The organism is Embleya sp. NPDC059213 (genome assembly GCF_042754445.1).
Taxonomy (GTDB): Bacteria; Actinomycetota; Actinomycetes; order Streptomycetales; family Streptomycetaceae; genus Embleya.
The window spans coordinates 26,622-53,076 of sequence record NZ_JBHZAV010000015.1 but is presented as its reverse complement, the minus strand read 5'-3'; the positions used below and the strand labels follow the sequence as shown (position 1 = coordinate 53,076).

Annotated in this window: 21 protein-coding genes; 16 read left to right on the top strand and 5 right to left on the bottom strand. The window is 73.3% G+C overall.

Annotated features, from left to right (window positions below; translation table 11 throughout):
- Positions 1-45: 45 nt before the first annotated feature.
- Positions 46-1,428, bottom strand: a complete 1,383-nt coding sequence (locus tag ACFXMF_RS08830; protein ID WP_379992477.1) for an MFS transporter — start codon at positions 1,426-1,428, stop codon at positions 46-48.
- A gap of 120 nt (positions 1,429-1,548) precedes the next feature.
- Between ACFXMF_RS08830 and ACFXMF_RS08825 the strand changes: the two genes are divergently transcribed.
- From ACFXMF_RS08825 to ACFXMF_RS08795, 7 genes are all read left to right on the top strand, one after another.
- Positions 1,549-2,073, top strand: coding sequence for a winged helix-turn-helix transcriptional regulator (locus ACFXMF_RS08825; RefSeq protein WP_379992478.1), 525 nt, complete (start codon positions 1,549-1,551; stop codon positions 2,071-2,073).
- A gap of 127 nt (positions 2,074-2,200) precedes the next feature.
- A complete protein-coding gene (locus tag ACFXMF_RS08820; RefSeq protein WP_379992479.1) occupies positions 2,201-3,706 on the top strand; it encodes a hypothetical protein in 1,506 nt (501 codons plus the stop codon).
- 270 nt (positions 3,707-3,976) lie between these two features.
- Complete coding sequence (locus ACFXMF_RS08815) at positions 3,977-4,657, top strand: ribonuclease HII (RefSeq protein ID WP_380017778.1); 681 nt, start codon at positions 3,977-3,979, stop codon at positions 4,655-4,657.
- A gap of 78 nt (positions 4,658-4,735) precedes the next feature.
- On the top strand, positions 4,736-5,638 hold the full coding sequence (locus tag ACFXMF_RS08810) for a DUF2510 domain-containing protein (protein WP_360312832.1): 903 nt from the start codon (positions 4,736-4,738) through the stop codon (positions 5,636-5,638).
- 163 nt (positions 5,639-5,801) lie between these two features.
- On the top strand, positions 5,802-8,438 hold the full coding sequence (locus ACFXMF_RS08805) for a TerD family protein (RefSeq protein WP_360312834.1): 2,637 nt from the start codon (positions 5,802-5,804) through the stop codon (positions 8,436-8,438).
- 231 nt (positions 8,439-8,669) lie between these two features.
- Complete coding sequence (locus ACFXMF_RS08800; RefSeq protein WP_360312836.1) at positions 8,670-9,263, top strand: hypothetical protein; 594 nt, start codon at positions 8,670-8,672, stop codon at positions 9,261-9,263.
- Positions 9,264-9,359: 96 nt separating this feature from the next.
- Complete coding sequence (locus tag ACFXMF_RS08795) at positions 9,360-9,728, top strand: hypothetical protein (RefSeq protein WP_360312838.1); 369 nt, start codon at positions 9,360-9,362, stop codon at positions 9,726-9,728.
- A gap of 13 nt (positions 9,729-9,741) precedes the next feature.
- Here the strand turns inward: ACFXMF_RS08795 and ACFXMF_RS08790 are convergent, their stop codons facing one another.
- Both ACFXMF_RS08790 and ACFXMF_RS08785 read right to left on the bottom strand, forming a co-directional pair.
- Positions 9,742-10,404 carry a hypothetical protein gene (locus ACFXMF_RS08790; protein ID WP_360312840.1) on the bottom strand — a complete coding sequence of 221 codons (663 nt, stop codon included), beginning with the start codon at positions 10,402-10,404 and terminating at the stop codon, positions 9,742-9,744.
- A 200-nt stretch (positions 10,405-10,604) separates the two neighbouring features.
- Positions 10,605-12,752: a RecQ family ATP-dependent DNA helicase gene (locus ACFXMF_RS08785; protein ID WP_360312842.1), complete on the bottom strand. Its 2,148-nt coding sequence runs from the start codon at positions 12,750-12,752 to the stop codon at positions 10,605-10,607.
- 251 nt (positions 12,753-13,003) lie between these two features.
- Between ACFXMF_RS08785 and ACFXMF_RS08780 the strand changes: the two genes are divergently transcribed.
- From ACFXMF_RS08780 to ACFXMF_RS08770, 3 genes are all read left to right on the top strand, one after another.
- Positions 13,004-14,098: a DUF4192 domain-containing protein gene (locus ACFXMF_RS08780; RefSeq protein ID WP_360312844.1), complete on the top strand. Its 1,095-nt coding sequence runs from the start codon at positions 13,004-13,006 to the stop codon at positions 14,096-14,098.
- 154 nt (positions 14,099-14,252) lie between these two features.
- Positions 14,253-16,193, top strand: coding sequence for a glycogen debranching N-terminal domain-containing protein (locus tag ACFXMF_RS08775; RefSeq protein WP_380017776.1), 1,941 nt, complete (start codon positions 14,253-14,255; stop codon positions 16,191-16,193).
- A gap of 116 nt (positions 16,194-16,309) precedes the next feature.
- A complete protein-coding gene (locus ACFXMF_RS08770) occupies positions 16,310-17,017 on the top strand; it encodes an NUDIX domain-containing protein (RefSeq protein WP_360312847.1) in 708 nt (235 codons plus the stop codon).
- Between the two features lie 57 nt (positions 17,018-17,074).
- Here ACFXMF_RS08770 and ACFXMF_RS08765 read toward each other — a convergent pair whose 3' ends face one another.
- A complete protein-coding gene (locus tag ACFXMF_RS08765; protein ID WP_360312849.1) occupies positions 17,075-17,527 on the bottom strand; it encodes a hypothetical protein in 453 nt (150 codons plus the stop codon).
- Positions 17,528-17,716: 189 nt separating this feature from the next.
- Between ACFXMF_RS08765 and ACFXMF_RS08760 the strand changes: the two genes are divergently transcribed.
- The 6 genes from ACFXMF_RS08760 (at position 17,717) to ACFXMF_RS08735 (ending at position 25,713) form a co-directional block, all read left to right on the top strand.
- A complete protein-coding gene (locus ACFXMF_RS08760; RefSeq protein WP_380017777.1) occupies positions 17,717-19,192 on the top strand; it encodes an ATP-binding cassette domain-containing protein in 1,476 nt (491 codons plus the stop codon).
- Positions 19,189-19,947 (top strand): ABC transporter permease, encoded by a 759-nt coding sequence (locus ACFXMF_RS08755; protein ID WP_379992854.1) that lies wholly within the window; start codon positions 19,189-19,191, stop codon positions 19,945-19,947. Before ACFXMF_RS08760 ends, ACFXMF_RS08755 begins: the two co-directional genes overlap by 4 nt.
- Before the next feature lie 152 nt (positions 19,948-20,099).
- The gene (locus ACFXMF_RS08750) at positions 20,100-20,954 is read left to right on the top strand and encodes a FadR/GntR family transcriptional regulator (RefSeq protein ID WP_360312855.1); all 855 of its coding nucleotides are present in this window, start codon (positions 20,100-20,102) and stop codon (positions 20,952-20,954) included.
- Positions 20,955-21,180: 226 nt separating this feature from the next.
- Positions 21,181-22,818 (top strand): SpoIIE family protein phosphatase, encoded by a 1,638-nt coding sequence (locus tag ACFXMF_RS08745; RefSeq protein WP_379992615.1) that lies wholly within the window; start codon positions 21,181-21,183, stop codon positions 22,816-22,818.
- 255 nt (positions 22,819-23,073) lie between these two features.
- Entirely contained in the window at positions 23,074-24,681 is a 1,608-nt protein-coding gene (locus tag ACFXMF_RS08740) for an RNA polymerase sigma factor (protein WP_360312859.1), read from the top strand.
- 237 nt (positions 24,682-24,918) lie between these two features.
- Positions 24,919-25,713 (top strand): serine protease, encoded by a 795-nt coding sequence (locus tag ACFXMF_RS08735; RefSeq protein WP_360312861.1) that lies wholly within the window; start codon positions 24,919-24,921, stop codon positions 25,711-25,713.
- A gap of 133 nt (positions 25,714-25,846) precedes the next feature.
- On the opposite strand, the gene ACFXMF_RS08730 is transcribed toward ACFXMF_RS08735, so the two are convergent.
- Positions 25,847-26,077, bottom strand: a complete 231-nt coding sequence (locus ACFXMF_RS08730; RefSeq protein WP_020555816.1) for a hypothetical protein — start codon at positions 26,075-26,077, stop codon at positions 25,847-25,849.
- Positions 26,078-26,455 lie beyond the last annotated feature (378 nt).

The window sequence follows — 26,455 nt, the reverse complement described above, 5'->3', positions numbered from 1 at the left end:
GCTCGGCGTCGCCGGCGGGTGTCCGACATGAATGGTTTTGTGGGTTTATTCGCTTTGACGAAGGCCGAGCGTGACGAGTGCGCCGAGTACGGCGAGGCCGGCGGCGACCAGGATCGCCAGGTCGATGCCACCCGCGTCGACCAGCGCGACCACCAGTGCCGCGCCGATCGAGGCGCCCATGTAACGCGCGGTGCTGTTGGCGCCGGAGCCCATGCTCGCCCGGTCGACCGGCACGCTCTCCACCGCGAGCCGGGCGAGCGCGGTGTTGACCAGGCCCACGCCGAAGCCGCCGACGAGCAGGCCGGGCACGGCGCGGGTCCACGAGTCGGCGGGGGTGAGCCCGTACAGACCCACGAAGCCTACGGCGGCGACGAGCAGGCCCGCGGCGAAGCGGTGCCGGGCGTCGGGCAGCACGCGCACCCGGCCGATCACGAAGGAGGTGATCGCCGCCGCGGCCGACCACAGTCCGAGCAGGAGGGCGGCGCCCAGCGCGCTCAGCCCCAGCGTGCCCTGGAAGACGGTGCCCAGATAGGCCGCGACGGCGATCACCGCGACGCCCACGATCAGCGCGCCGAAGGTGGCGGCGGCGAACGCGGGGCGGGCGAACATGCGCGGGTCGAGCATCGGCGCCCGGCCGCGTAGCGCGGTCGCGGCGTAGCCGGCGAGCAGGAGCACCGCGACGACCATCAGCGCGTCGACCACGGGCCGCTGCCACCCCTGCCGGCCCTCGATCAGTGCGGCGGTCAGTGCGATCAACCCGGGGCCCAGGGTCAGCGTGCCCCACACGTCCGGCCGGCGCGGGTGCTCGGCGCGCGACTCGGGCATCCGGCGGGCGACCGCGGCCACCGCGAGCGCGGCGCCGGCGGAGAACCAGTACGGCGCGGAGCGGTGCGCGAGCGCCAGTCCGGCGCCGAGCAGGGGGCCCACGACCATGCCCGCGCCGATCGAGGAGCCGTACGCGGCCATCGCCCGGCCGCGGGCGGGGCCCTGGTGGTTGTGCGCGAGCAGGCCCAGCCCGGCGGACATGATCGCGGCTCCGGCGACGCCCTGGAGCGCCCGGCCGACCACGTAGAGCGGCAGCGAGGGGGCCAGTGCGGTCAGCGCCGAGGACACCGCCAGGCCCAGCGCGCCCGCGGTGAAGACCCGGCGGCGGCCGAAGTCGTCGGCGAGGCTGCCGGTGATCAACAGGGCCGCGGACAGGCCCAGGCCGATGGCGCTGAGGATCCAGGCCGGGCCGCCGGGACCCGCGTGCAATTCGCGCACGGTGTCCGGGACGATCGCGATCGGCATCGTGTAGGTCGCCAGGAGCAACAGCGTGCCCAGGGCCACCACGGGGACGGTCGCGCCCGGGGGACCGGTGCCGGTTCCGGTGCCGGAATCGACCGGCCCGGGGGCGGTGCGTGGGGCGAGGGACGTGGTGACGGACATGGCTGTGCTCCCCGGTTCTCGAGTCCTGGCGAGTCGGTTCGGTGAATGAACCGATGCTGCCCGGAGAACCTAACACCTGAAGGTTCGGTGAATGAACCGACCCGGGGTTAAAGTGCTCGTATGGCTTTGGGCAAGGACTACGGGCAGCAGGACTGTGCGCTCGCCCGCACCCTCGAACTCGTCGGCGAGCGCTGGACGCTGCTGATCGTGCGGGACGCGTTCTACGGCGTCCGGCGCTACAGCGACTTCCTCGCCCACCTGGACATTCCGCGCGCCGTGTTGTCGGGCCGGCTACAGACCCTGGTCGAGGCGGACGTGCTCGAAAAGCGTCGCTACCAGGAGTCGCCGCCTCGGGAGGAGTACGTGCTCACCGAACGCGGCGTCGATCTGTGGCCGATCATCCGCAGCATGGCCCGGTGGGGCGAGAAGCACGTGCAGAACGGGGTGGCCTGCCGGCTCTACCGACACCACGGCTGCGGCGGGACGGTGGACCCGACCGGACTGTGCGCGGTCTGCGCGAGGGTCGTCGGCCCCGCCGAGACCGAGGTGGCCCCGGGGCCCGGCGCGAACATGCTGCGGCGCCAGGACGCGGTCACCCTGGCGATGCGCCGACCGCATCGACTGCTGGAGCCGCTGCTGCCCTGACCGGGCCCTGCTCGGCGGCCCCTCCGGCGACGGCCCGGCGGCCCGGATCGCGCGGGATCCCGCAGCGGCCGAGAGACAGGCCCTAGGGTCGACCTCGAACGGGTGAGTCACTGTGCGAGGGGGATCCATGGGCGCTGGGACGGGGCTGCGAGCACTTGTCGGAGTGCTGCTCCTGGGCGTGTTGTACGTCGTGCTCGCGCTGCCGCTCCTGTTCGTGGCGTTCGTGACCGGCGCGATCGTCGACCAGGGACGATTCTTCACCTCGGGCGCCGCCGTGTTGTGGGCAATGGGCGTGGTCGCGCTGGTCGCGTTGTTGCTCGAACTGACCGGACCGCGCCGGCTGCCCGCCGGGCTCGCCGTGGACGCCCGGGCGCAGCCGGTGTTGTGGGAACTGGTCCGGGATGTGGCCGCCGATCTGCGGGTGCCGGTGCCCGACGGGATCGTGCTCACCGGCGGGGTCGGCTGCGAGTTGCGGGTGGTCCGCCGCCCCGGGACCTGGCTGCACCACCATCTGGTGCTGGGCGCCGCGCTGCCGCACGTGCTGACCGGTCGGCGGTTGCGGGTGGCGATCGCGCACGCGCTCGGCCACGGCCGCCGCCGTCGACCGCCGCTCGCGGACCGGATCAGCTGTCATGGCGTGGACGCGGTGGTCGGGCTGGCCGAGGCGCTGGCCGACCACGGCGGCGCGGGTCGGGCGGCGGCGGGCTACGCGGCGTTCTACCGGCGGGTGACCGCCCCCGTGGTCGACTTCGAGGAGCGCGCCGCCGATCGGGCCGCGGCTCGTGCCTACGGCACCGACGCGGTGGCGGACGCGCTGGGCGAGCTGGCGCGGGTGCGGGCGGACTGGGCCCGGTTCCGGGACGACGTGCTGACCCCGGGCATCGAGGCGGGCTGCGTGCCGAGCGATCCGATCGCCGGCTTCCTGGCCTTCCGGGAGTCGCGGGCCGCGTGGGGCGACGACGAGGCCGGGCCGGAGCAGGCGATCGCGGTCCGGGTCGAGCGGCTCCTGGACCGGCCCCTGGACGGGCGGGACAGCCCCGGTGGCGCCGACCTGGCCGGCGGTTCGCTGCTGGTCGAACCGCCCCGGCTGCTTGCCCACGTGCATCCGTACCTGCTGGCCACCGACGACGACGGACACCTGGACCGGCGCGGGTTCACGGGGCTGGACGGCCTGGTGAAGCTGCCCGAGGAGGCGTTCCTGGAGCACCTGGTCGGCTTCACCCGGGCCCGCCGGGCCGCGGCGCTGGGGATCTCCGCGCGGCGGGCGGGCGTGGAGTATCCGGTGACCCTGGGCGGGGTGCTGGCGCTGCTGGTCGAGGGTCGGGGCGCGGAACTGGTCGCCCGGCACGGCCCGGACACCACCGGGGCGTTGGCCGCCCTGCTGGGTGGGGCGTGGGTGGAGTCCGGGCGCGGCCGGTTGCGGCCGACCTGGGCCGGCGGTGGGACGGTCACCGACCATCTCGGCGTCGAACCGGACCTGATCGCCTGGGCCGACGCCGCGTTGGCCGGCGCGCCCGGCGCCCGGGCGCTGCGCGAGCGGTTGACCGAGGCGGGCGTGTCCACCCACTTCGAGCCCAGGCCGCCGGTGTCGATCGCCGACGGGGGACGGGAGACGGTGGTCGGACACCGCTGATCGGTGACCTACGGTGGTGGGGTGAAGCAGCCGAACACCGAGCAGGCGGGCGGTCCCGGGATCGAGCCCGAGCGAGCCGCCGCAGCGCCGACCACCGTCCGCAGGGCCGCGGCGGGCCGGACGGTCGCCCTGCCGGATTCCGGTGGCGCGAGCGCGGCGAAGAAGGCCGTCGCCGGGAGGGCCGTCGCGAAGAAGGCGGTTGCGAAGAAGGTCGCCGGCCGCAAGGTCGCCGCCGAGAAGGTCGTCGCGCCGCGCAGGCCCGCCGCTCGGATCGCCCCGCCCAGCTACGACGTCGAGCGCGAACTCATCGCCGGCGGCGCCCGGGTGGTAGCCGGAGTCGACGAGGTCGGACGCGGCGCCTGGGCCGGCCCCGTGCTGGTGGCGGCGGCGATCACCGACCTGTCGGTGCCGCCCACCGGGCTCACCGACTCCAAGCTGCTCACCGCGGCCCGCCGCGAGGAGGTCGCCGCCGCAGTCGCCCCGTGGGTGCGCGCCTACGCGTTCGGGTCGGCCTCGCCCGAGGAGATCGACACCCTCGGGATGACCGCCGCACTGCGCCTGTCCGCCGAACGCGCGCTGGGCGCACTGCCGGTGCGCCCCGACGCGATCGTGCTGGACGGCAAGCACGACTTCCTCGGCACACCGTGGACCGTGCGCTGCGTGATCAAGGGCGACCAGTCCTGCATCGGCGTGGCGGCGGCCTCGGTGTTGGCCAAGGTGCACCGCGACGCGCTGATGGCCGAGATCGGCGCGGCGTTCCCGGCGTACGGCTTCGCCGGGAACGCCGGCTACCCGGCCCCGGTGCATCGCGCGGCGCTGGCCGAGTACGGGCCCACGCCGCACCATCGCATGTCCTGGGCGTACTGGGACGACCTGCCCGCGTGGCGCCACCTCAAGCGACCCCGCGTCGAGCCGGTCACCGACGGGCAACTCGGCTTCGACCTGGGCTGATCGACGTCGGTTTCCGAACGGTCACGTTTGCCCGGGGGCGCTCGTGCGCCGCCCGCGGCCGGTTGTAGCGTCACGCGGGTGACTGCCTCGATTCCTCCCGGCTGGTACGAAGACCCCTCCGCGCCCGGTTCCGAGCGCTGGTGGGACGGCGCCCAGTGGACCGCGTCGACCCGGGCCCGCGGGCAGGGCGAGATCCCGCCGCCGCCGATGGGCGCGCCGCCGGGTGCGGGGCAACTCGGCTACCCCCAGGGCGGGTATCCCGGCGGCTATCAGCCGGTCGGCCCGCCGGGCGGCGCCCCCCGACCCGGTCGCGGCAAGGCGATCGGCCTGGGCGTGCTCGCGCTGGCCGTGGTCGGCGGCATCGTCGCCACCCTGATCGTCGTCCTGGGCGGGGACGGCGGCGGCGGGAAGTCGGTGGCCACCGAGGGCACGCTCACCGACCCGACCACCGGTCTGACCGTGCCCAGGTTCAAGGGCTGGGTCGTCCCCGACCCCGACTCGCCCGCCGAACAGGCGGTGGAGCGCCCGTGCCCGAGCACGTCCTCGACCCGCTCCACCGGCGGCGGGGCCGAGACCGTGCTCCAGGCGGAGCGCAAGTGCTACCGCGCCGGCCTGTCGTTGGAGACCGAGAAGGCCGACTCCTTCGACGAGTTGGTCGCCGGGCTCAAGAAGGACATCGCCGGCACCAAGGGCAAGGTCAAGGTCGACAGCACCGAGTTGGACAAGGCGATCACGGTGGACGGCCGCCGGGGCCACGTGTTGCGGGTCAAGGTCAAGGGCAAGCCCGAGGATCTGCGCATGGACTCGGACACCGCCTGGGCGCAGGTGGTGGCGATCGACGAGAAGAACGCCGACGGCGAATACCCGTGCGTGCTGGTCAAGCTGGAGATCTCCGCGTCGGCGCCGGACAAGTCGACCCTGGACACCGTGCTCAAGGGCATCAAGGTGGGCACCCCGCACCCCTCGGAGAGCACGTCTTGACCCTGCGTCATATCCGACGGGACATTGCCGACGGTACGGTACGCCCGATCGGTCGCGCCGTACCCCGCACCGGTCGCGAGCGCGTACCGTGGACGCGCGCCGCAGGTCGGGCTTGCCGGGATGCGACTGAAGGAGGCCGCATCGGGCACATCATCATTGGGGGGTGACTGTGCGCATCGGTGATCGCCTCGAATGCCCCGGCTACTCGGTGGTGGCCGTGGAGACGACGGGATTGTCCCCACATCGACATCGCATCATCGAGATCGCGGTGGCCCAATGCGATCTCGACGGACGAGTGACCGAGTTCTTCACGACCCTGATCGACCCGCAGGGTCCCGCCGGCGACTTCCAGGCCCACGGGCTGTTCGACGACGACGTGGTGAACGCTCCGACGTTCGCCGAGGTCGCGCCGTGGCTGGCTCACCTGTTCCGGCAACGGGTGGTGGTCGCGCACAACGCGCGCTTCGACATCGGCTTCGTCGAGCGCGAGTTCCAGCGTCGCGGTCGACCCACCGTGCCGCCGCTGACCACGCTGTGCACGATGCGCGAGGCGCCGCACCACCTGCCCGAGGCGCCGCGCTTCACCCTGCTCGCGTGCTGCGAGGCGGCCGAGGTGCCGGTGGACGGGGGGCACGGCGCGGCGGCCAAGGCGATGGGCACCGCACGGCTTTTGGAGCACTACCTGCGCCAGGGCGCGGGCGAGGCCCGGCACTGGCAACAGGCCCGGACGGTGGCGGCCTCGCTGAACTGGCCGCGTCGCAACGCCGAGGTGTCGCGGACGTTCACCCGCGACGACGCGCACACGGCCCGGCGGGCGCGCGAGGAGGCCGAGCAGGTGCGCCGCCGGGACGCGGTGTCGTACCTGGAGAAGGCGCGGGCGTACGGCCCGCCCACCGGCGTGGGCGAGGGCCCGGACAGCTACCTGGCGGTGCTCGACGCGGCCCTGGAGGACCGGGTGATCACCCCGCAGGAGGCCATCGATCTGGCCGAACTCGCGGTGTCCCTGGGCATTTCCGAGACACAGCGCAAGGACCTGGACCGGCTGTACGTGACCGCGCTGGCCGCTTCCATGGTCACGGCCGGGCCGGTCGACCGCGAGGAGCGGGCCGACCTGACCCGGGTCGCCGCGCAACTGGGCATCCCGCGCACCGCGTTGGACGAGATCGTCGGCATGGCCCGCTCCACGGTCGAGCAGGGGCACGGCGGGCCGCGGATCCTGGCCCGGGGGCGTCCGCTGGAATCGGGCCTGCACGTGCTCTTCCACGGCTATCTCGCGGTCACCCGAGGCGAGTTGGAGCGCCGGATGGCCCGCGCGGACCTGTCCGTGGCGTCCGGGATCCACGATCGGGTGGACGTGCTCGTGGTGGCCGACCCGGACGAATCCGCCGATCGCACCTACTGGGCCCGCCAGCGCGGCATCCGGGTGCTGATCGAACCGGTCTTCCTGGCGCTGCTCGCCGACCTGGAACGCGGGCGCAGCAGCGCGGCCGACGCGGCCTCCCAGGTGGCCGCCGCCTCGCTCGCCCACGCCGTGCCCGGGGCACCGCGCACCACGAGCGGCTTCCTGCTGCCCCGGCCGGGCGCCGTGGTGCCGGCCGCCGCCGGATCCTTCGCCCCGAGCCCCTACCGGCCCTACGACACGCCCGTGGACGGCGTCTCGGAGGTGTTGCCGACCGAGGCGTTCGAGTCGACCGAGGCGTTCGCTCCGACCGAATCCTTCGGTCCGGCCGAATCCTTCGCGCCGACCGAGGCGTTCGAGGTCACCGAGGCGCAGACCGCGCCGGCCACCCCGGTGTCCGGGTCCGCGTCCGCCACCACGCCGGCGCCGGTACCGGGCACCGGCGTCACGCTGCCGAGCATCCCGCCGCCGCCGACCGCCTCCGATCTGCCGGTGGCATCGGGTTCCTCGGCCGCCGAGGTGCTCCAGGCCACCGTCCCGGACGTGCTTCCGCCGCCGCCGGAGGTGCCGGCGACGCACGACACCCAGCCGACCACGCCACCGCCCGTACCGGGCCCGGAGACGCCGCCGCAGCCGATGCCGGCGGTCCCCGCGGGGACGCCGACGGCCGGCGGGTCCCAGGCGTCGGCCGCGGTCGTGCCGCCCCGCCCGACGGACGCGCCACCGCCGGCCGTGCCGCCCCGACCCGCCGAAGCGCCGCGGACGGACGTGTCACCGGTCGAGGTGCCACCGGCCGACGCCCCGCCGGTCGTCGTGCCGCCCCGACCGGCGGACGCGCCGCCGCGGGCGCTCACCCGCGGCCAGGCCGTCACGATCGAGGACCTGGGCCCGTTCGCGGGCACGGTGCGGATCGAGGCGGCGTGGTGGGCCCCGGGCCAGGCGGACGGCGACACGGTGGCCCTGGTCCTGGACGACGACCGCCGAGTGGGTGACGACGGCGACCTGGTGTTCTTCAACCAACCGGTACACGCCAGCGGCGCCGTCCGGTTGGCCGGCAAGTTGCAGACCGGTACCACCAACGACGTGGAACCGGGCTCGGATTCGGTCGAGATCGACGTCACCACGCTGCCTCCGGGCCGCAGTCGGGTCCTGGTCGCGCTCGCCCTGGACGCCACGAGTGGCACCACCTTCGCCCAGGTACCGGTGACCGTCGGTATCGTCGACCCTGTGACCTGCCGCCGACTCGCCGAATTCCGGTTGAGCGGAGGCGATGAGACCGTCATGATCCTGGCCGAGGTCTATCGGCGCGGCGACTCCTGGCGCCTGCGTTCGGTCGGTCAGGGCTATGCGGAGGGCCTGGCAGCTTTGGTGATCGAGCACGGGGTGGTGGTGGACGATTGATCCGGCCGAGCTGACGGGGCATCGTAGGATGCGCCGTCGTATGCCCGGGCCACACCCCAGGGGCACCCTGGGTGGGCACGCCCCGCGCGGCTTTGATAGGACTGCCACCATGCCGCGCGTGTTCTCCGGGGAACGGGACTCCACCGATCCCTCCCCGCGTCTCCTCACCGCCGGGCATCCCGGTACCGCCACGAACGAACCGAGCCTTCCCCAGACATGACTGTGAATCCGGTGACTGCCGAAAACACCGCGGACTCGACGTCCGCACCCGAAACCCCGTCCGTACCGCGCCCGTCCGGCGCGGTGCCCAAGCCCGGACCCCGACCGGGCCCGAAGCCGGGCCCGCCCAAGCCCGCAGTACCGCGTCAGGCGACCTCGGCCGGGGGTACCGCCCCGGCGAAGCCGGGCAAGCCCGGCAAGCCCGCTCCGGCCGCGTCGGCCGCGCCGCGGGTCACCCTGATCCCGGCGACCGAGGAGAACGTCTTCGACGCCGCGGACGACGCGGTGGACGCGCTCCTGGAGGCGGGCACCGAGCCCGGCTCGATCCTGGTGCTGACCACGGGTGGACCGCACCCGTGGCAGCAGCACGAGGAGACGTTCGGCGCCGCGCAGTACTGGCGTCAGTACGACGAGGGCAAGGACGTCTTCTACGCGTCGCTGCCCGCCTCGCGCCCGTTGCGCCGGGCCGCGGTCGTGGTCGTGGTCAACGGATTCGCCGAGCGGGACTCCGCCGCGCAGATCCTGACCGCGGCACTGACCGCCGGGGCGTCGGTGACGGTCTGCGGCGACATCGAGCTGGTGCGCGCGCTCACCGGTGTCGCATAGCACGTCGTAGCACGCAGGGGGCCCGCTCGTATCCGGTCCGATCGAACTCGGGCCCCCTGCCCCGCGAACCCCGAAGGTCGGCTACGGTTCGTTGCCATGTCGGAATCGCCGTCGATCGCACAGCTCCTTGACCGGTTCCTCAGCGACCAGGAGGACCGGCTGAAAATACAGCAGTACCGGGCCTGCAGCACCGTCATAGACATGTTGTCGGGCTATCTCAACCGGTACGCCTACATCACCCTGATCGGGGCCGAACGCCAGGAATGGGACCGGGCCTTCTCGGCCGGTGACGACCGGGCGTTCTGCAACGTGTTCGGGGTGCGCAAGTTGATCGCCGGGATCAAGCCGTTCCACGCGCAACATCTGCGTACGCGGTTGCAGAGCCCGGAGCTCGTTCAGGACCACGCGTTGACGGTCACGACCGATCTGGTCGATTGGCTCGCAGAGCGCGGTCTCACCGCCTGATCCAAAGCGTTCGTCAGGACGCGGAAGGTCGTACCAGGGGAGTGGGCCCCGTCTCCGGCAGGTAACGCACCTGCGGCAGTTCAGTCGCGGGTCGGGCCGGGGCGATGCCCGCTGCCCTGATCGGCCTGCTGCCGCCGGGACCGCCGCCGCGGCCCGGGCGCAGCGCCGGGGTGCGCCCGGAGCGGCCGTCGGCGATCAACTGCCAGCCGTCCTGGGAGACGACGGCGACCGCGCCGCAGCGCAGCCCGTGCAGCACGCACGCGTCGTGCAGCCCCCACATCCAGCGGCCGTCGTCCGCTTCCCACTCGCGCGTGCCCGCCCGGTGGATCACCAGCACCGTGGTGTGGGTCGGGGTGGTGCGCCGCAGGTCGTCCGGGACGATCAGGCGCAGGTTCGCCAGGATCAGGTTGCGGCATCGCCAGCCGTCGGTGCGGCCCTCGCCGAAGCCGAAGGAGGCGCTGGCCACCGGGCGTTCGGAACGATCCAGCACGCCGACCACGGCCGTGCGGGCGACCGGTTGGTGCAGGTCGTACAGCCGTTTGATCAGCGCGCGCGGGTCGCGCAGCAACGGAATCCCATGGGTGCGCCAGGATTCCGGGTCCAGCCAGCGGGAGGGACTGGCCGTGGGCGCGCCGTGGCGAGTCGGCGCGGTGGAGGCGGTGGTGGCGATGTGCACGGTCCTCCTTCCGTCCGAAGCGGACAGCGGCGCACGCTCCGACTACGGGCGGCTCGCGGCGGAGCGGCGCCGGATGGGCCCGCACGGGAATGTGAAGAGAACGCCTTGTCGATTCTTGCCTGACGCCTGCAAACTCGGCAACACGTAAGTGTGAGCGTTCGGTACGTCCGCGTGACGACGCGGGGGCGACCCGGCGTCGGTCACCCCTCCATCGTGAGCACCAGGGGCAACACTTCGCGGGCACCGGCCCGGCGCAGCAGGCGGGCCACCACGGTGAGCGTCCACCCGGTGTCGGTGCGGTCGTCGACGAGCAGGATCGGCGCGTCCAGGGCGGCGACCCGCTCGACCAGTGGGTCGGGCAGCACGAAGGCGTCGGCGATCGAGCGCAGCCGCTGTGCGCTGTTGCTGCGCGGCGCCGGACCGCCCGCGCCGGGTGTGTACTCGACGCGGCCCAGCCAGGGGAGTCGGCCGATCGAGGCCAGCCGCTCGCCGAGGCTGTCGATCAGCGCGCCGCGCGTGTGCGAGGCGATCGTCACCACGCCGCCGGGGCGGTTGGGCCAGCCCCAGTTGGCCAGGACCTGGACGACGGCGTCGAAGGCGGCGTCCGGGATCGGCCCGTCGGGCCTGCCGGGGGCCAGGATCGGCCGCAGCCGGTTGCCCCATCCGATGTCCGAGGAGCGGCCCAGCGCCCGGCCGACGGCGGCCTGTTCGCCTTCGGGGATGCGGCCCTTGAGCTCGACGCCGGCCACCGCCATGCCGGTGGGCCACATCCGGCGCGGCTCCACCTCCACCCCCGGCCGGCCCAACGCCGCGCGCGCCGCCTCGCGCGAGGCGGGATCCACCCGCGCGTCGTGGCGCGGGCCCGCGCACGCGTCGCAGCGCCCGCACGGGGCGGCCTCCGGGTCGTCCAGGCAGCGACGCAGGAACTGCATGCGGCAGGTGCCGTCGGCCTGGTAGTCGCGCATCGACTGTTGCTCGTGCTCGCGAGCCGCGGCCACCCGCGCGTAGCGCTCGGCGTCGTACTCCCAGGGGCGGCCGGTCGCGGTCCAGCCGCCGCGCACCCGCTTGACCGCGCCGTCCACGTCGAGCACCTTGAGCATCAGCTCCAGGCGGTTGCGGCGCAGGTCCACGAGCGGCTCCAGGGCCTGGGTGGACAGCGGGCGCCCGGCGCCCGCCAGCGCGGCCAGGGTGCGCTCGACCTGTTCGCGGGCGGGGAAGCCCAACGAGCCGAAGTAGCGCCAGATCGCCTCGTCCTCGCGCCCGGGCAGCAGCAGCACGTCGGCCCGGTCGACGGCCCGCCCGGCCCGGCCGATCTGTTGGTAGTAGGCGATCGGCGACTGCGGGGCGCCCAGGTGCACGACGAAGCCCAAGTCGCCCTTGTCGAAGCCCATGCCCAGCGCCGACGTGGCCACGAGCGCCTTGACCCGGTTGGCCAGCAGGTCGGCCTCGGCGACCCGGCGCTCGGCGTCCTCGGTGCGGCCCGAGTAGGACGCGACGGCGTGCCCGCGCGAGCGCAGGAACGCGGTGACCTCCTCGGCCGCGGCGACGGTCAGCGTGTAGACGATGCCCGAGCCCGGCAGCTCGGGCAGGTGGGTGTCCAGCCAGGCCAGCCGGTCGACCGCGTCGGGCAGCCGCAGTACGCCCAGCGACAGGCTCTCCCGGTCCAGGGTGCCGCGCAGCACCAGCGCGTCGCCGGCCGGGTCGAGCTGCTCGGCCACGTCGGCGCTCACCCGCGCGTTCGCGGTCGCGGTGGTGGCCAGGACCGGGACGCCGGCCGGCAGTTCCTCCAGGAGGGTGCGCAGCCGGCGGTAGTCGGGCCGGAAGTCGTGCCCCCAGTCGGACACGCAGTGCGCCTCGTCGACCACCAGCAGGCCGGTGGTGGCGGCCAGCTTGGGCAGCACGTTGTCCCGGAAGTCGGGGTTGTTCAGCCGCTCGGGGCTGACCAGGAGCACGTCCACGGAGCCCTCGGCCACCTCGGCCTGGACCGCGTCCCAGTCGTCGACGTTGGCCGAGTTGATGGTGCGGGCCCGGATCCCGGCGCGGGCGGCGGCGTCGACCTGGTTGCGCATCAGGGCCAGCAGCGGCGAGACGATCACGGTGGGCCCCGCCCCGCGCTCGCGCAGCAGTGCGGTGGCCACGAAGTAGACCGCGGACTTGCCCCAGCCGGTGCGCTGTACCACCAGGACCCGGCGACGGTCGGCGACCAGCGCCTCGACCGCGCGCCACTGGTCCTCGCGCAGCCGCGCGTCGCCCCCGGCCAGGTCCCGCAGCACGGCGTCGGCGCGGGTGCGCAGGTCCGTCGTGGGGGCGCGGTGGGCGGCGGGAGTGGTGGCGCGGTCCTCGGTCATGCCTCCCTTTGTAGTCGCCGCCGGCGACATTGCGAAAAGGAGGTCCGGGTGGTTTGTGGACAAACGTGTCGGCTTCGCGGGGTGCGCCGACGCGTCCGGGGTGGGGGGTCGCCCGCCTCGGGTGGGCGCCCGGCCGATCGACGCGGAGGTGATCGAACGAGTTGTCGAGGTACGCGTCAACAAGAGCCGAGTTGTGCACAGGTCGCCCCCGGGTGCCGGGCTCGGATCGCGAGCGGGCGCACGCTCGCCCCATGAACGACACCGATGGTTTCGACCGCACCCCGTTCGTGGCGATGTCCCCGCAGTCCGTGCTGCGGGTGCGCTCGCCCGCCGATCTGGTGGAGGCCGTGCCGTACCTGATCGGCGTGCGGCCCACCGACAGCGTGGTGCTGTTGGGCATCCTGCCGGGCGAGCGCAGCCGGGTCGGCCCGGTGTTGCGGCACGACCTGCCGCCGCCGGCCGATTTCGAGCCCGCCGCCCGGCACTTCGCCCGACTGCTGGTGCGCGCCGGCGCGCGCGGCGTGGCCGTGGCGATGTATCCCGACGGCGCCGAGGCCGCTGCGGGAGGGCCGGCGGTGGAGGTCGGGTCGGCGGCCGTCGAGCGGCTGCGGCCGTTGCACGCGGCGATCGCCCACGCGTGTGCGGCGCACACGATCGAGGTGCGCGAGGCGGTCTGCGTGAGTACCGAGCGCTGGTGGTCCTACGGCTGCGCCGACGACCGGTGTTGCCCGACCGAGGGCACCCTGCTGCGTACCGAACGCAGCTCGACCGTCGCCGCGACGGCGGTCTGGGCGGGCCTGCCGGAGCCGATGTCGTTGGCCGAGTTGGTGCGCCGCTTCCGGCCGCCGGAGTACGCGATGCGCGAACTGATGTTGCGGGCGTATGAAAGTGTGCGGGCCCGGCCGGAAGAGTTCGCGGCGCGGCGCACGCTGACCGCGCTGGCCGGTCACCGGGCCAGGTTCCGGGCCGGCGACACCACGATCGAACCGGCCGAGGCGGCGCGCCTGGTGCTCGGGTTGGGCGACGCCCGGGTGCGCGACGACGTGATGGCCTGGCACGACGAACAACCGGGCGGCGCCGACGACGTGGCCCTGCTCGCGCTGTGGACCGCGCTGGCCCGCCGAGCCTTCGCCCCCGCCTCCGCGCCACCGCTCACCCTCGCCGCGTGGGCGGCCTGGACGATCGGCGACGGCGTGTTGGCGCGGGTCGCGGTGACCCGGGCGTTGCGGGCCGACACCGGATACACGATGGCGCGACTGCTGCACTCGGCGATCAACAGCCCGCTGAGCGCGGCCGAGGTGCGCCGACGGATCTTCCGCGATGCCGTGACCAACCGGGCTCCGTGACCGTTGGGGGGCCGGGGGCCACACGGCGACGCACGGTCGACGGCGGGGCGGACCGCCGGCGGGATCGCCGCCGGCTCCGACGCGGGGCGGCGATTCGCCCGTGTCGGGTCCACGAGCAGCGGCCCACGAGAAGCGGGAGACGAGAGCGGTGACCGTGAGCACGATCCCACATCCCCTCGCGCACGAGGCGCTCGTCTGCGTGGACGCGCCCGGCATGGTGATCGGTGGGCTGGACGGGCAACTGCGTGGGCACGGCGTCCAGGGCGTCTACCACGACGGGCGGCGCACCCTCTCGCGCATCGTGCTGACCATCGGCGGTACCGAGCCCGAGCCGCTGTCCGGACACGTGGTCGCGGCCGACGCCGTGCGCTACCTCGCGATGCGCCGATTCGCCGCAGACGGCACCCCCGACCCCGGCCTGGTGATCGAGCGCACCCGGCACGCCGCCGGTCGGGAGCGCCTCGTACTGCGCAACACCGGCCGCCGGGCGCTGCGGCTGCCGATCGAACTCGCCCTGGGCGCCGACCTGATCCCGCTCGACGCGTTACGGGCCGGACACCGGCCGACCGAGTTGCGGGCCCGGGTCGCCGCGGCGGGTCTGGGCTGGAGCGCACCGGACGGTACGAGCGTGCGGGTGAGCGCCGAGCCCGCACCGAACACCGCGCTGGCCGCCACCGCGACGCTGCGCTGGGACGTCGACCTGGAGCCGGCCCGCTCGTGGTCGGTCGAACTGCGCGTGGTCGCCGAGCCGGTTTCCGGCCGACCCGGCCCGCGCGCCTTCTCCGGTCGGCCGCCCTGGACGCAGCCCCGGGTGCGCTGCGACGACGTGCGGGTCGCCGGCTGCCTCGACCAGGGACTGCGCGACCTGCGCGCACTGTTGGTGGTCCCCGATCCCGACCTGCCGACCGCGCCGCTGCCCGCGGCCGGCGCGCCGTGGCAACTGGCCCCCACCGGGCGCGACGCGTTGTGGACCGCCCGGATGTTGCTGCCGCTGGGCACCCGATTCGCGAGCGGTGTACTGCGGTTGCTCGCCGCCCGTCAGGGCGTGCGGGTGCGGCCGCGCGGCGAGGACCCCGGGCGGATCCCGCACACGCTGGGCCGGGCCGGCGAACCGGCCCGCTACGACTGCGCGGGCTCGACCGCGCTGTTCGTCACGCTGTTCGGCGAAGCCTGGCGCTGGGGGCTGCCCGCCGCCGAGGCCGGCCCGTTGTTGCCCGCGCTCGGCCGGGCGCTGGGACACCTGTCCCGAACGCTCGGCGAGCGGCCCGGCGACTTCGTCCGGCTCGGCCCCGAAGGGCCGGCGCCGTGCGAACTCCAGGCGCAGACCTACCAGGCCGCGCGGCACGGCGCGGCGTTGCTGGAGGCGCACGGTCTGCCGGGCGCGGACGCCCTGCGGGAGCGCGCCGAGCAACTCGGCGTCGCCTTCCGCCGGGCGTTTCGCGCCGAGGACGCCGCGGGGGAGTACTACGCGGCGGCGCTCGACCCGGCCGGTCGGCCGATCACCGTGGCCTCGTCCGCGATGGCGCACCTGCCCGGCAGCGGCATCCTGGACGACACCGGAAATCGGGCGGTGGCCCGCCGGTTGACCGCGCCCGACCTGGACTGCGGCTGGGGGCTGCGCGGCACCTCGACCCGGCTGCCCGGCTACCACCCGCTCGCCGCCCGAGGCGGCGTGGTGCGCGCCCACGACACCTGCGTGGCCGCCGCCGGACTCGCCGAAGCGGGCCATCTCGACGCCGCACAGCAGTTGTTCGCCGGGTTGTTACACGCCGCACCGTGGTTCCAGTACCGATTGCCGGAGATGCACGCGGGCGAACAACGCGCGCAAGGCCACGCCCCGGTGGCCCATCCGCTGGCCTGCCGCCCGTTCGCCCGCGCCGCCGGGGCGATCCTGCCGGTCCTGGTCGCGCTCGCCGGCATTCGGCCCGACGTGCCGGCCGGACGGGTCACCGTGCGCCCGCCCGGCCCGCTGGACATCGGCGAACTCGAACTGCGCGACCTGTGCGTGGCCGGCGAGCCGTTCACGGTCCGGGTCAACCGGGCCGGCCAGGCGATCGTGGAGGAGGCGGCGAAGGGCATCCAGCTCGCGATCTGAACCCGGCGCCCGGTGACGCGACGCCACCACCCGCGTGCACGGGGTATGCCCACCGATCGCAATCCGTTTTATCGTCAGCCAGACAGCTAGTGCCCTCCGGGCACTAGGATCGCCCCATGCCACGCTCCGAGACCTCGCTCTTTCCGCCCTTCGGAGTCACCGTGGATCTTGTCGTCCTCACGGTGCGCGAGCACGCTCTGAGCGCCTTGACCATCCGCCGGGGCGAACCGCCGTTCCAGGGCGCCTGGGCGTTGCCCGGCGGCTTCGTGCGCGAGGGGGAGGGCCTGGAGGCCGCCGCGGCGCGCGAACTCGCCGAGGAGACCGGCCTGGACCGGCTGCCGGTGCACCTGGAACAACTCGCCACCTTCGGCGACCCCGGCCGCGACCCCCGGATGCGGGTGGTCAGCGTGGCCTATCTGGTCCTGGCCCCGGACCTGCCCGCGCCGCGCCCCGGCGGCGACGCGGCCGGCGCGCGCTGGTCCTCGGTCGGCGAACTGCTCGGCGACAACAGCCGACTCGCCTTCGACCACGGACGCATCCTGGAGGACGGCGTCGAGCGCGCCCGCTCGAAGATCGAATACTCCTCGCTCGCCGCCGCGTTCTGCCCCGAGGAGTTCACCGTCGGCGAGCTGCGCCGGGTCTACGAGGCGGTGTGGGGCGTGGCCCTGGACCCGCGCAACTTCCACCGCAAGGTCACCGGCACGCCCGACTTCCTGGTGCCCACCGGCGGCACCACCACCCGACAGGGCGGCCGGCCGGCCCAGCTCTTTCGGCGCGGCTCGGCGGAGAAGCTCAACCCGCCGATGTTGCGCCCCGAACCCTGACCGACCCGGCTCGGGTGAAGCCGGCCCGCTTGCCGTGTCCCGCGTGCCCGCGACCCGTCAGCCCTGGCCACCCAGATCGAGCCCGCCCGCGTCGTAGGCGAGTTGCGCGTCCCGGCTGCGGTGGTGACCCATCAGCGTGAGCAGTTCCAGCACGCGTGGTCGCAGCGCCGGCCACCCGGCGATGCCCTGCGGTCCGTGCGCGATGCCCGCCAGGACGTCGTCCAGCAGCAGGCCGAGCCGGGCGTGTTCACCCCGCAGCCGACACACCGCGGGTTCGAACCTGGGATCCGCCCGGCGCACCTCGTCGTAGAGACCGTCGGGTCCCTCGGTGGCCACGACATGTTCGTACAGATCCGCCCGCAACTGCCGCAACCCCGCGCACAACGCGGCCAGCCGGCGCGGCCCCGGCGGCCCGGCGACCAGACCGTCACGGACGATCAACAACGCGTCGTCGAGGTCGCCCCGCCTGCGGCGCACGGCCTCCAGGACACCCGGATCGGGAAGAGACATGGCGACCTCCAGAGGCGGTACGCGGCGGTATTTCGATGATCCTCCAGGAACCGGCGGCCTGTCCAGGTTCGGCGGCCTTTTCCACAGCTCGCCGATACGACGTCAAATGCCGGGAAAATTATCTTTTCGCCGGTATGTTGCCAAAGATCCATAGATCTCCCGTATCCGGAGTGGCGAGGAGCGACGGCGATGATCCAGACACGCGGGCTGACCAAGAGATACGGCGGCATCGTGGCCGTCGACGACCTGTCCTTCGATGTGCTCCCCGGCAAGGTCACGGCTCTGCTCGGGCCCAACGGCGCGGGCAAGTCGACCGCCCTGCGGCTGATGCTCGACCTGGAGCGCGGCGGGGGCGAGACGCTGTACGACGGCCGACGCTACCGGCGGCTGCGCCGACCCGGTGCCGAGGTCGGTGCCTGTGTCGGCGCCACCGGCGCACATCCGGGGCGACGGGTGCGGGCGCACCTGCGGATGCTCGCGGCGGCCGGCGGAATCCCGAACCGCCGGGTGAACGAGGTGCTCGACCTGGTCGGGTTGACCCCGGTGGCGGGCGCCCGGGTCCGGGTGCTGTCCGCGGGCGCGTCGGGCCGACTCGGGCTGGCCGGCGCGCTGCTCGGTGATCCGGGCACGTTGGTGCTGGACGAACCCGCGACCGGCCTGGATCCGCAGGGCGTGCGCTGGCTGCGCGACTTCCTGCGCGCCTTCGCGGCCGACGGCCGTACGGTGCTGGTCGCCGGACACATCCTGGCCGAGACCGCGAATTGCGCGGATCGGGTCCTGGTGATCAGTCGGGGTCGCCTGGTCGCGGACGAATCGGCGCTCGACTTCCTGCGCCGCGGGGTGCGGGCCGGGGTATCGGTGCGCACTCCGCAGGTGGCCCGGCTGTCCGCGCTGTTGCGGGCCGAGGGCGTGCACGCCGCCCGCTCCGGCGGCACCACGCTCGTCGTGACCGGCGCCGACCGGGCCAGGGTCGGCGAGATCGCCTTCCGCGGCGGGATTCTGCTGCACGAGTTGGCCGAACGCGAGCCCGGAGTCGGCGACGCGTTCACCGATGTGATCACCGTGCGCCGCGAGCGCCCCCAGGTCGCGATGGACGAGGACGCCCTCGACGAGGGGTCGGCCGGGCTCGGGTCGACCAACCGGCCCACCGAGGAACTCGTCGGGTTCGGAGCCGAGTTCACGACCGAATTCGCCACCGGGTTCACGACCGAATCCTCGACCGGGCCCGACCCCGCGACGGCGCCGGCCACGGCGCCGGCCGGCGCGACGTCGGCGACCGTGCTCGGGACCGGGCACGATCGCGCCCCCGGGACCGACCCGCACGCCGAGTCCGAGCAACCCGCGGCCCGGCCGCGAGCGCAGACCCCGCAGCCGGTCGAACCGGGATCCGCGCCGGCGACCCGCGACACCGCCTCGATCGCCGCGCCCGAGCCGCACCGGATCGTCGAGACGCACGCCGATCCGGCCGCCGGCCGCGAGACGCCCCGCGCCGCGCACCCGGCTGCCGAGGCCGGCGCCGACACCACCGCCGCGCGGAACCCGAACCCGAACCCGAACCCGAACCCGAACGCGACGCCCGCCGCGCTGCCGCCGAGGCGCCGATTCGCCCGCACCTGGCGCTCCACCGAACGCACCCGGCAGACCGACGAGGTGAGAAGCGCATGAGCGCGATCGCATACGAATTCGTGCGGGCCCGCAGCCTGCGCACGACCTGGTGGGGCCTGCTGGGCCTGCTCGCGCTCGCCGCCGGCGCCGGCTGGGTGGCGGCCCGCCAGGCCGGCGCGGCCCCGATCGATTCCGCCGAGGTGGCCCACCTGGTCACCGCCGGCCCCGGCCGCACCCCCGCGCTGATCCCCGCGATCATGCTGCTGACCGCCCTCGCCTGTGCGCGCGAGCAACGCCGGGACGCGCTGCCCGCCCTGCTGCTCGCGTTGCCCCGGCGCGGGCGGGTCTACCTGGCCAAGCTGGTCGGCACCGCGTTCGCGGCCGTCCTGGTCGCCGTCCTGGCGGTGGCCGCGAGCGTGGGCACGGCCCGTGTCGTCTTCGGCCCGACCTTCCCCGACACCGCGGCGATCGAGGCCCCGGCGACCCGGATCCTGGCCGGCTTCGTCGCCTACGTGCTGCTCGCCGCCGTACTCGGCCTGGCGATCGGCACCCTGTCCCGAGGCGCGCCGCTGATCGCGATCGCCGCCGCGGCGCTGCCCGCCGGCGCCGAACGCCTGATCGCGGCGGCGATTTCGGCCGGTGTCCCGCCGGCGCACCGAGACCTGGTGCGTTACCTTCCGTTCCGCGCCGCCGATCGCATGCTCGTCGTCGGCGACGGCAAACTCGCGCCGGTGGTGGCCGGCTCCGTGTTGGCCGCGATCACGCTCGTGCTCACCGTGCTCGCCATGATCACCTTCGTCCGCCGCCGGGCCTGAGCCGGTTTTCGATCGACGTCACACTTTCGGACGATCGACCCGCAAGGTAGATCACCCTTTCGTGTGTTTTTCAGCCGAGAGCGGGTTTGCTGCTCAAGCCGGACCCGTTCGAGGCCGAGATGGAGAGCGTGAGTATCGCTGCCCATCAGACAATGACCCACGCCCCGGCGAGCGGATCGGCCGACGCGTTCCGCGCCGGCGAGCCGGGCGCCGCCGGCACCGACCCGATGTCCCGCCGGCCGTACGTGTGGGACGGACCCGACCTCGAACCGGCACGCGCCGTGCGCAAACCGGGCGTCGGCCGCGGCCGCGGCCTGCACGGCCAACTCGTCCAGCAGCTCGGCCAGATGATCGTCGCGGGCGAGGTGGGCGCCGAACGTCCGCTGGTGCCCGAGGAGATCGGCCAGCGCTTCGAGGTCTCCCGGACCGTGGTGCGCGAATCGCTCCGGGTCCTGGAGGCCAAGGGCCTGGTCAGCGCCCGGCCCAACGTCGGCACCCGGGTGCGCCCGGTGAGCGACTGGAACCTGCTCGACCCCGACGTGATCGAGTGGCGCGCGTGCGGCCCGCAGCGCGACTCGCAGCGTCGCGAACTCTTCGAACTGCGCTGGGGCATCGAGCCGTTGGCCGCACACATGGCCGCGTGCCGCAACCACCCGGAGATCGTCCGCCGGCTCGGCGACGTCGTGGAGATCATGCAGCGCGCCGTCGCCCAGCCCGACCCGCTGACCTTCAGCCGCGCCGACGCGGAGTTCCACGGTCTGCTGCTCCAGGTCGCGGGCAACCGCATGCTCGACCACCTCGCGAGCATCCTGGCCGCCGCGCTCCAGGTGTCGGGAGGCCACGTGGCCGGCTGCGAGCACCTCTCCGAGGCGTCCGTCGCGCTGCACGCGCGCCTGGTCGACGCGGTCGCCGCCGGCGACGGCGAGAGTGCCGAGGCCGCCATGCGTTCGCTGCTCGCCGTACACCCCGAGGTGGACCGCCAGTTCCCCGCCCCACGCGAGGGCTGACCCGCAGCCGAGGGACCGTGCCACGCGAGAGCGAGGACACGAACGCGTCGCCCCTTCGTCGACCCGCCGCCCGGGTCGACGAAGGGGCGCGGGTATGTCCGAGCCCGCCCGCTTATCCGACGTACGGAGAGTTCAAGCCAATCACTCCCGGTGAGAAGGTTCGCGTGCGTACTCTCGATACCTGACTCGCCGGCCCGGAGTTGCCAACAGGTGGGGTTGTGAGGCAATGAACGACGACAAGGTCGGATGCGAGCGGCTCGCCGGGATCGACGCGGCACTGCTGGCAACCTTGACCAGCCAGGGATCGACGGCATTCGCGTTCTACGATCGGCGCCTGCATTGTCGGCGGGTCAGCGGCGCACTCGCCCGACTGGCCGGCCGCTCGGCCGAGGACCTGCTCGACCGACGACCCGACGAGGTCTATCCGCCCCCTCGCGCCCGCCGGATCGAGGCCACCCTCTCCCGGGTGCTGGCCTGCGGCGAGCCGTACGTGGAGACCCACACCAGTCGCGGCTCCGACCGCGACGAGCCCGCCGACCGGGTCGGCACGGCGCGCTCCGACGAGCGCGAACGCGCTTACGAGTCCCAGTGGTTGCCGGTGCGTGAGGCGGGGGACGAGGCGGGCCCGGTGATCGGCGTACTGCTGGTGGTGCGCGACATCACCGAGCAGCGGCGCTGCGTGGAACTGCTGCGGTCCAGCCAATGGCGTACCGCCCGGCTCCAGGCGATGACCGCGCGGATCGCCGGCACGCTCAGCGTGCCCGAGGTGGAGGAGGCGGTCGAGGAACTGGGCGTCGGCATCGCCGCCGCGTGCTCGCAGGCGTATCTGCTGGACGAGACCGCGCCGGTATACCCGTGGCCGAACGTGCCCGCGCAGCGCACCGTCACCCGCCGGCGCGGCCTGCCCGCGCACTGGTCGGCGGACCTGGTTGCCGCGGTGACCGACGGCATCGCGCGGTACACCTCGAACGACGGCCCGGGCGCCTCCCGGGTGCTCCTGCCGCTGGTCGGCTCCGGGGCGCCGCTGGGCGTGCTGCGCTACACCTTCGACGACGGACGGGTGTTCGACCCGGACGACCGGATCTTCCTGGAGGCGTTCGCGGGGCAGTGTGCGCTGGCCATCGAGCGTTCACGGCTGTACGAGCGCGAGCACCGCACCGCCGTCGCGCTGCAGCGCAGCCTGCTGCCCGAGCGGCTGCCGGCGGTGCACGGCGTCGAGTTCGGCTTCCGCTACCTGCCCGGTGCACCCGACTTCGAGGTCGGCGGCGACTGGTACGACGTGTTCCAACTGCCGGACGGGCGAGTGGCGATCGTGGTCGGCGACGTGATCGGCAAGGGCCTGACCGCGGCGGCCGGCATGGGCCGGGTGCGCTCGGCCCTGCGCGCGCTCGCCTTCACCGACCCCGAGCCCGCCGCCGTACTCACCGGCCTGGACCGGCTGTTCACCGCGACCGAGGACGACGAGTCGCTGACCACGCTGGTCTACGCCGTGGTGGATCCCGCGACCGGCCTGCTCGACCTGGCCGACGCGGGCCACCTGCCGGTGGTGCTCGTCTCGGCCGACGGCAAGGCCAAACTCGTCGAGATCGGCGAGGAGTCCACCCCCCTGGGAGTTGCGGAACGGCGGACGCAACACACCATTCGACTCGATCCGGGGGACATCCTGATCGGCTTCTCGGACGGCCTCGTGGAGACCCGCGGTCGCGGCCTCGACGAGGGCCTGGACGACCTCGTGGAGATCGCCCGCGGACCCAACGAGGGCCTGGAGGCGCTGTTGACCGACATCCTCGAAGGACTGCTCGGAGACCGGGACCGAGACGACGACGTGACCATCCTGGGGGTACGGATCACCGGTGACGCGTGACCGGATCCCTCACACAGGGTGTGGCGCGTGCCGCAAGAGGGAACCGTGTGAGCTGCACCACCGAACGGGTGCGTAACACTTCTCCGCCTGGCCCGATGAGTACGAAGGTGGCAGCCGTTCGGGAATAGCAAAACAGGCCGCTGCGCTGATCGGAGCGCAACGGTTTGCCGGAACCACGCTGTCCGCCCGAGTGTCGTTCGCTTGGCGGCGCCTGCCTGTCCACCAGGTCGTGACGCCGTCCAGATCGTCGAGAGGTTGTTTGTGTCGGCCAGCACATCCCGTTCGCTCCCGCCCGAGATCGCCGAATTCCTCAACGTGAAGTCGTTGATCGAGCGGGGTGAGGCCCAGGGGTACATCGCCAGCGACGAGGTGCGTCAGGCGTTCGAGGCCGACCAGATTCCGGCCACTCAATGGAAGAACGTCCTGCGCAGCCTCAACCAGGTCCTCGACCAGGAGGGTGTGACCATCATGGTCAGTGCCGCGGACTCGGCGGCGCCCAAGCGCACCCGGAAGAGTGTGGCGGCCAAGAGCGCCGCCAAGCGGACCGCGACCAAGACCGTCGTCTCCAACCGCACCGCCGCCACCGTGACCGCCGTGCCCGCCGCGACCGAGCCGGCGACGCCCGAGGCCGACGGCGCGCCGACCACCGCCGCGACCGAGACCGCCCCGGGCGCGCCCACCGCGCCCGGCGCGCCCGCGACGAGCGCCGCGCCGCGCAAGAGCGCCGCGAAGAAGACCACCGCCGCGGGCACCGCCAAGAAGGCCGCGCCGAAGAAGGTCGCCGCCAAGAAGACCGCCGGCAAGGCGGGCGAACCCGACGCCGAGGCCGAGGAGTTGCCCGAGGACCCCGAGGCGGTCGTCGAGGACGCGGTGCCCGACGAGCCGGAGAGCAAGGGCTTCACCCTCTCCGACGACGAGGACGACGCCCCCGCGCAGCAGGTCGCCGCCGCCGGCGCCACCGCCGACCCGGTCAAGGACTACCTCAAGCAGATCGGCAAGGTTCCGCTGCTCAACGCCGAGCAGGAGGTCAACCTCGCCAAGCGGATCGAGGCCGGCCTGTTCGCCGAGGACAAGCTCGGCTCCGGCGACAAGCTGCCACCCAGGCTCCGGATGGAGCTGGAGATCATCGCCGAGGACGGCCGCCGGGCGAAGAACCACCTGCTGGAGGCCAACCTGCGCCTGGTGGTCTCGCTGGCCAAGCGCTACACCGGCCGCGGCATGCTCTTCCTGGACCTGATCCAGGAGGGCAACCTGGGCCTGATCCGGGCGGTCGAGAAGTTCGACTACACCAAGGGCTACAAGTTCTCCACCTATGCGACCTGGTGGATCCGGCAGGCGATCACCCGGGCCATGGCCGACCAGGCGCGGACCATCCGCATCCCGGTCCACATGGTCGAGGTGATCAACAAGCTGGCCCGCGTGCAGCGCCAGATGCTCCAGGACCTGGGCCGCGAGCCCACCCCGGAGGAACTGGCCAAGGAACTCGACATGACCCCCGAGAAGGTCATCGAGGTGCAGAAGTACGGCCGCGAGCCGATCTCCCTGCACACCCCCCTCGGCGAGGACGGCGACAGCGAGTTCGGCGACCTGATCGAGGACTCCGAGGCGGTCGTGCCGGCCGACGCGGTCAGCTTCACCCTGCTCCAGGAGCAGTTGCACTCGGTGCTCGACACACTCTCCGAGCGTGAGGCGGGGGTGGTGTCGATGCGTTTCGGGCTCACCGACGGTCAGCCCAAGACGCTCGACGAGATCGGCAAGGTCTACGGGGTCACCCGGGAGCGCATCCGCCAGATCGAGTCGAAGACCATGTCGAAGCTGCGCCACCCGTCCCGCTCCCAGGTGCTGCGCGACTACCTGGACTGAGCCTGCGGGCGCGGCCCGGCCGTGCCCGCAACGAACATCGGCCCCGGATACACCATCCGGGGCCTTCGTGTGTGCGCCTGCCGAGGAAATCACCCGTTCGCCCAAAGCGAGGATTCCGGATCGCCACGCTGGGGCACCGGCTTCTACCTGACGGTAGCCGGCGAGAGGTTCCCCATGATGGTGCGAACGCCCGAGCGGAACAGACGCAGCAAATTCCGGCGGTACACACGAGGATCGATGGTCGCGCTTGTCACGGTCGTGACGGCGGCACTCCTGATCGGCGCCACCCCCTCGGGGCCGCCGCGCGTGGTGGTCGGTGGGAGCCCCGCGGACACCGCGACGTATCCGTGGGCGGTGGCCCTGTCCAGTCGAGCCGAGTACGGATCCGCGCGATCGGGGCAGTTCTGCGGCGGCACGCTGATCGCACCCACCAAGGTGCTGACCGCCGCGCACTGCATGTACGACGCCAACGGCAACCGGGACGACCGGCCGGACCTGAAGGTGATCCAGGGACGGACCGACCTGCGCGGCACCCAGGGTCGGGAGGTGGCGGTCGGCCGGGTCCAGGTGAATCCCGACTTCGACCCGAGCCGGATCTCCGGCGACTGGGCGGTGCTCACCCTCGCCGAGCCGCTCGGTACGGGCCTGGCCTCGATGGTGGAACAGGACGCGGACATTTACGCGAGCGGCACCGCGTCGACGGTGTTCGGCTGGGGCGACACCACGGGGCGCGGCGACTACTCCTCGACACTGCGCCAGGTCACCGTGCCGCTGGTGTCCGACGCGACCTGCGCGACCGCGTACCCGGGTGGGCGGTACGGGACGTACGAACCGGCCTCGATGGTGTGCGCCGGCGAGCGGCAGGGGGGCAAGGACGCGTGCAGTGCGGACAGCGGTGGCCCGCTTCTGGTCGCCGGTCGGGTCGCCGGGATCGTCTCGTGGGGAGACGGATGTGCCCTGCCGGGTAAACCGGGCGTCTACACCCGGGTCGCCGCGTTCGCCCGGGACATCCGGGATGCCGCCGGATTGTGAGGGATATCACGGGCCGTGAGGGCGGTGACCGCCCCCCTGGGTGACGACGACAGACGCCGATGGCGGCCACCTCGCGGTGGCCGCCATCGGCGCGATGTCTGCTCGTCGGGATCTCAGAGGGTCGGCTGTCTGGTCAGTTGTCGTCGTCCGGTGCGGTAACGGGGACCGCCGTGAGGCGGTCGGTCTCGTCCTGTATCTCCACGGCCACCTTCCGAAGCTCTGGTTCGAACTTACGGGCGTGGTGCGCACAGAACAGCAGTTCGCCGCCGCTGGAAAGGACTACCCGAAGGTATGCCTGGGCGCCGCACCGATCACAACGGTCGGCGGCCGTCAACGGACTGGCGGGTGTCAGAACCGAATTCACGTCGCCTCTTCTCTACTCGACGAAGCCTTCATCGATGTCCAACATCAAATCAGCCTCGAACGTTCCCGGGGTGATCGTGTCATGTTCAACAGCTTCTCGGCACACCCCTTCTGCAACTCATTCCTTGTGCATAGGACGTGCCCTGTGCGCGTACGGTTCATGCCGGCCACCCGATCGGGTGGTCGAAGATGTGTTCGGATGCCGGCTAGGATGCGGCGGCGAGCCGTCGCCGGGGTGTCTTCCGGCCCCGGTAGCCTTGCTCTCCGGCGCGACGAGGGTGATCAACGGGCCCGATTTCGGGGGCTCGGACATCGCCGACGCGCCGCACGGATCGACGCGTTCGCGGCGATTCGACTACGCGACTACATGCGAGGAGTT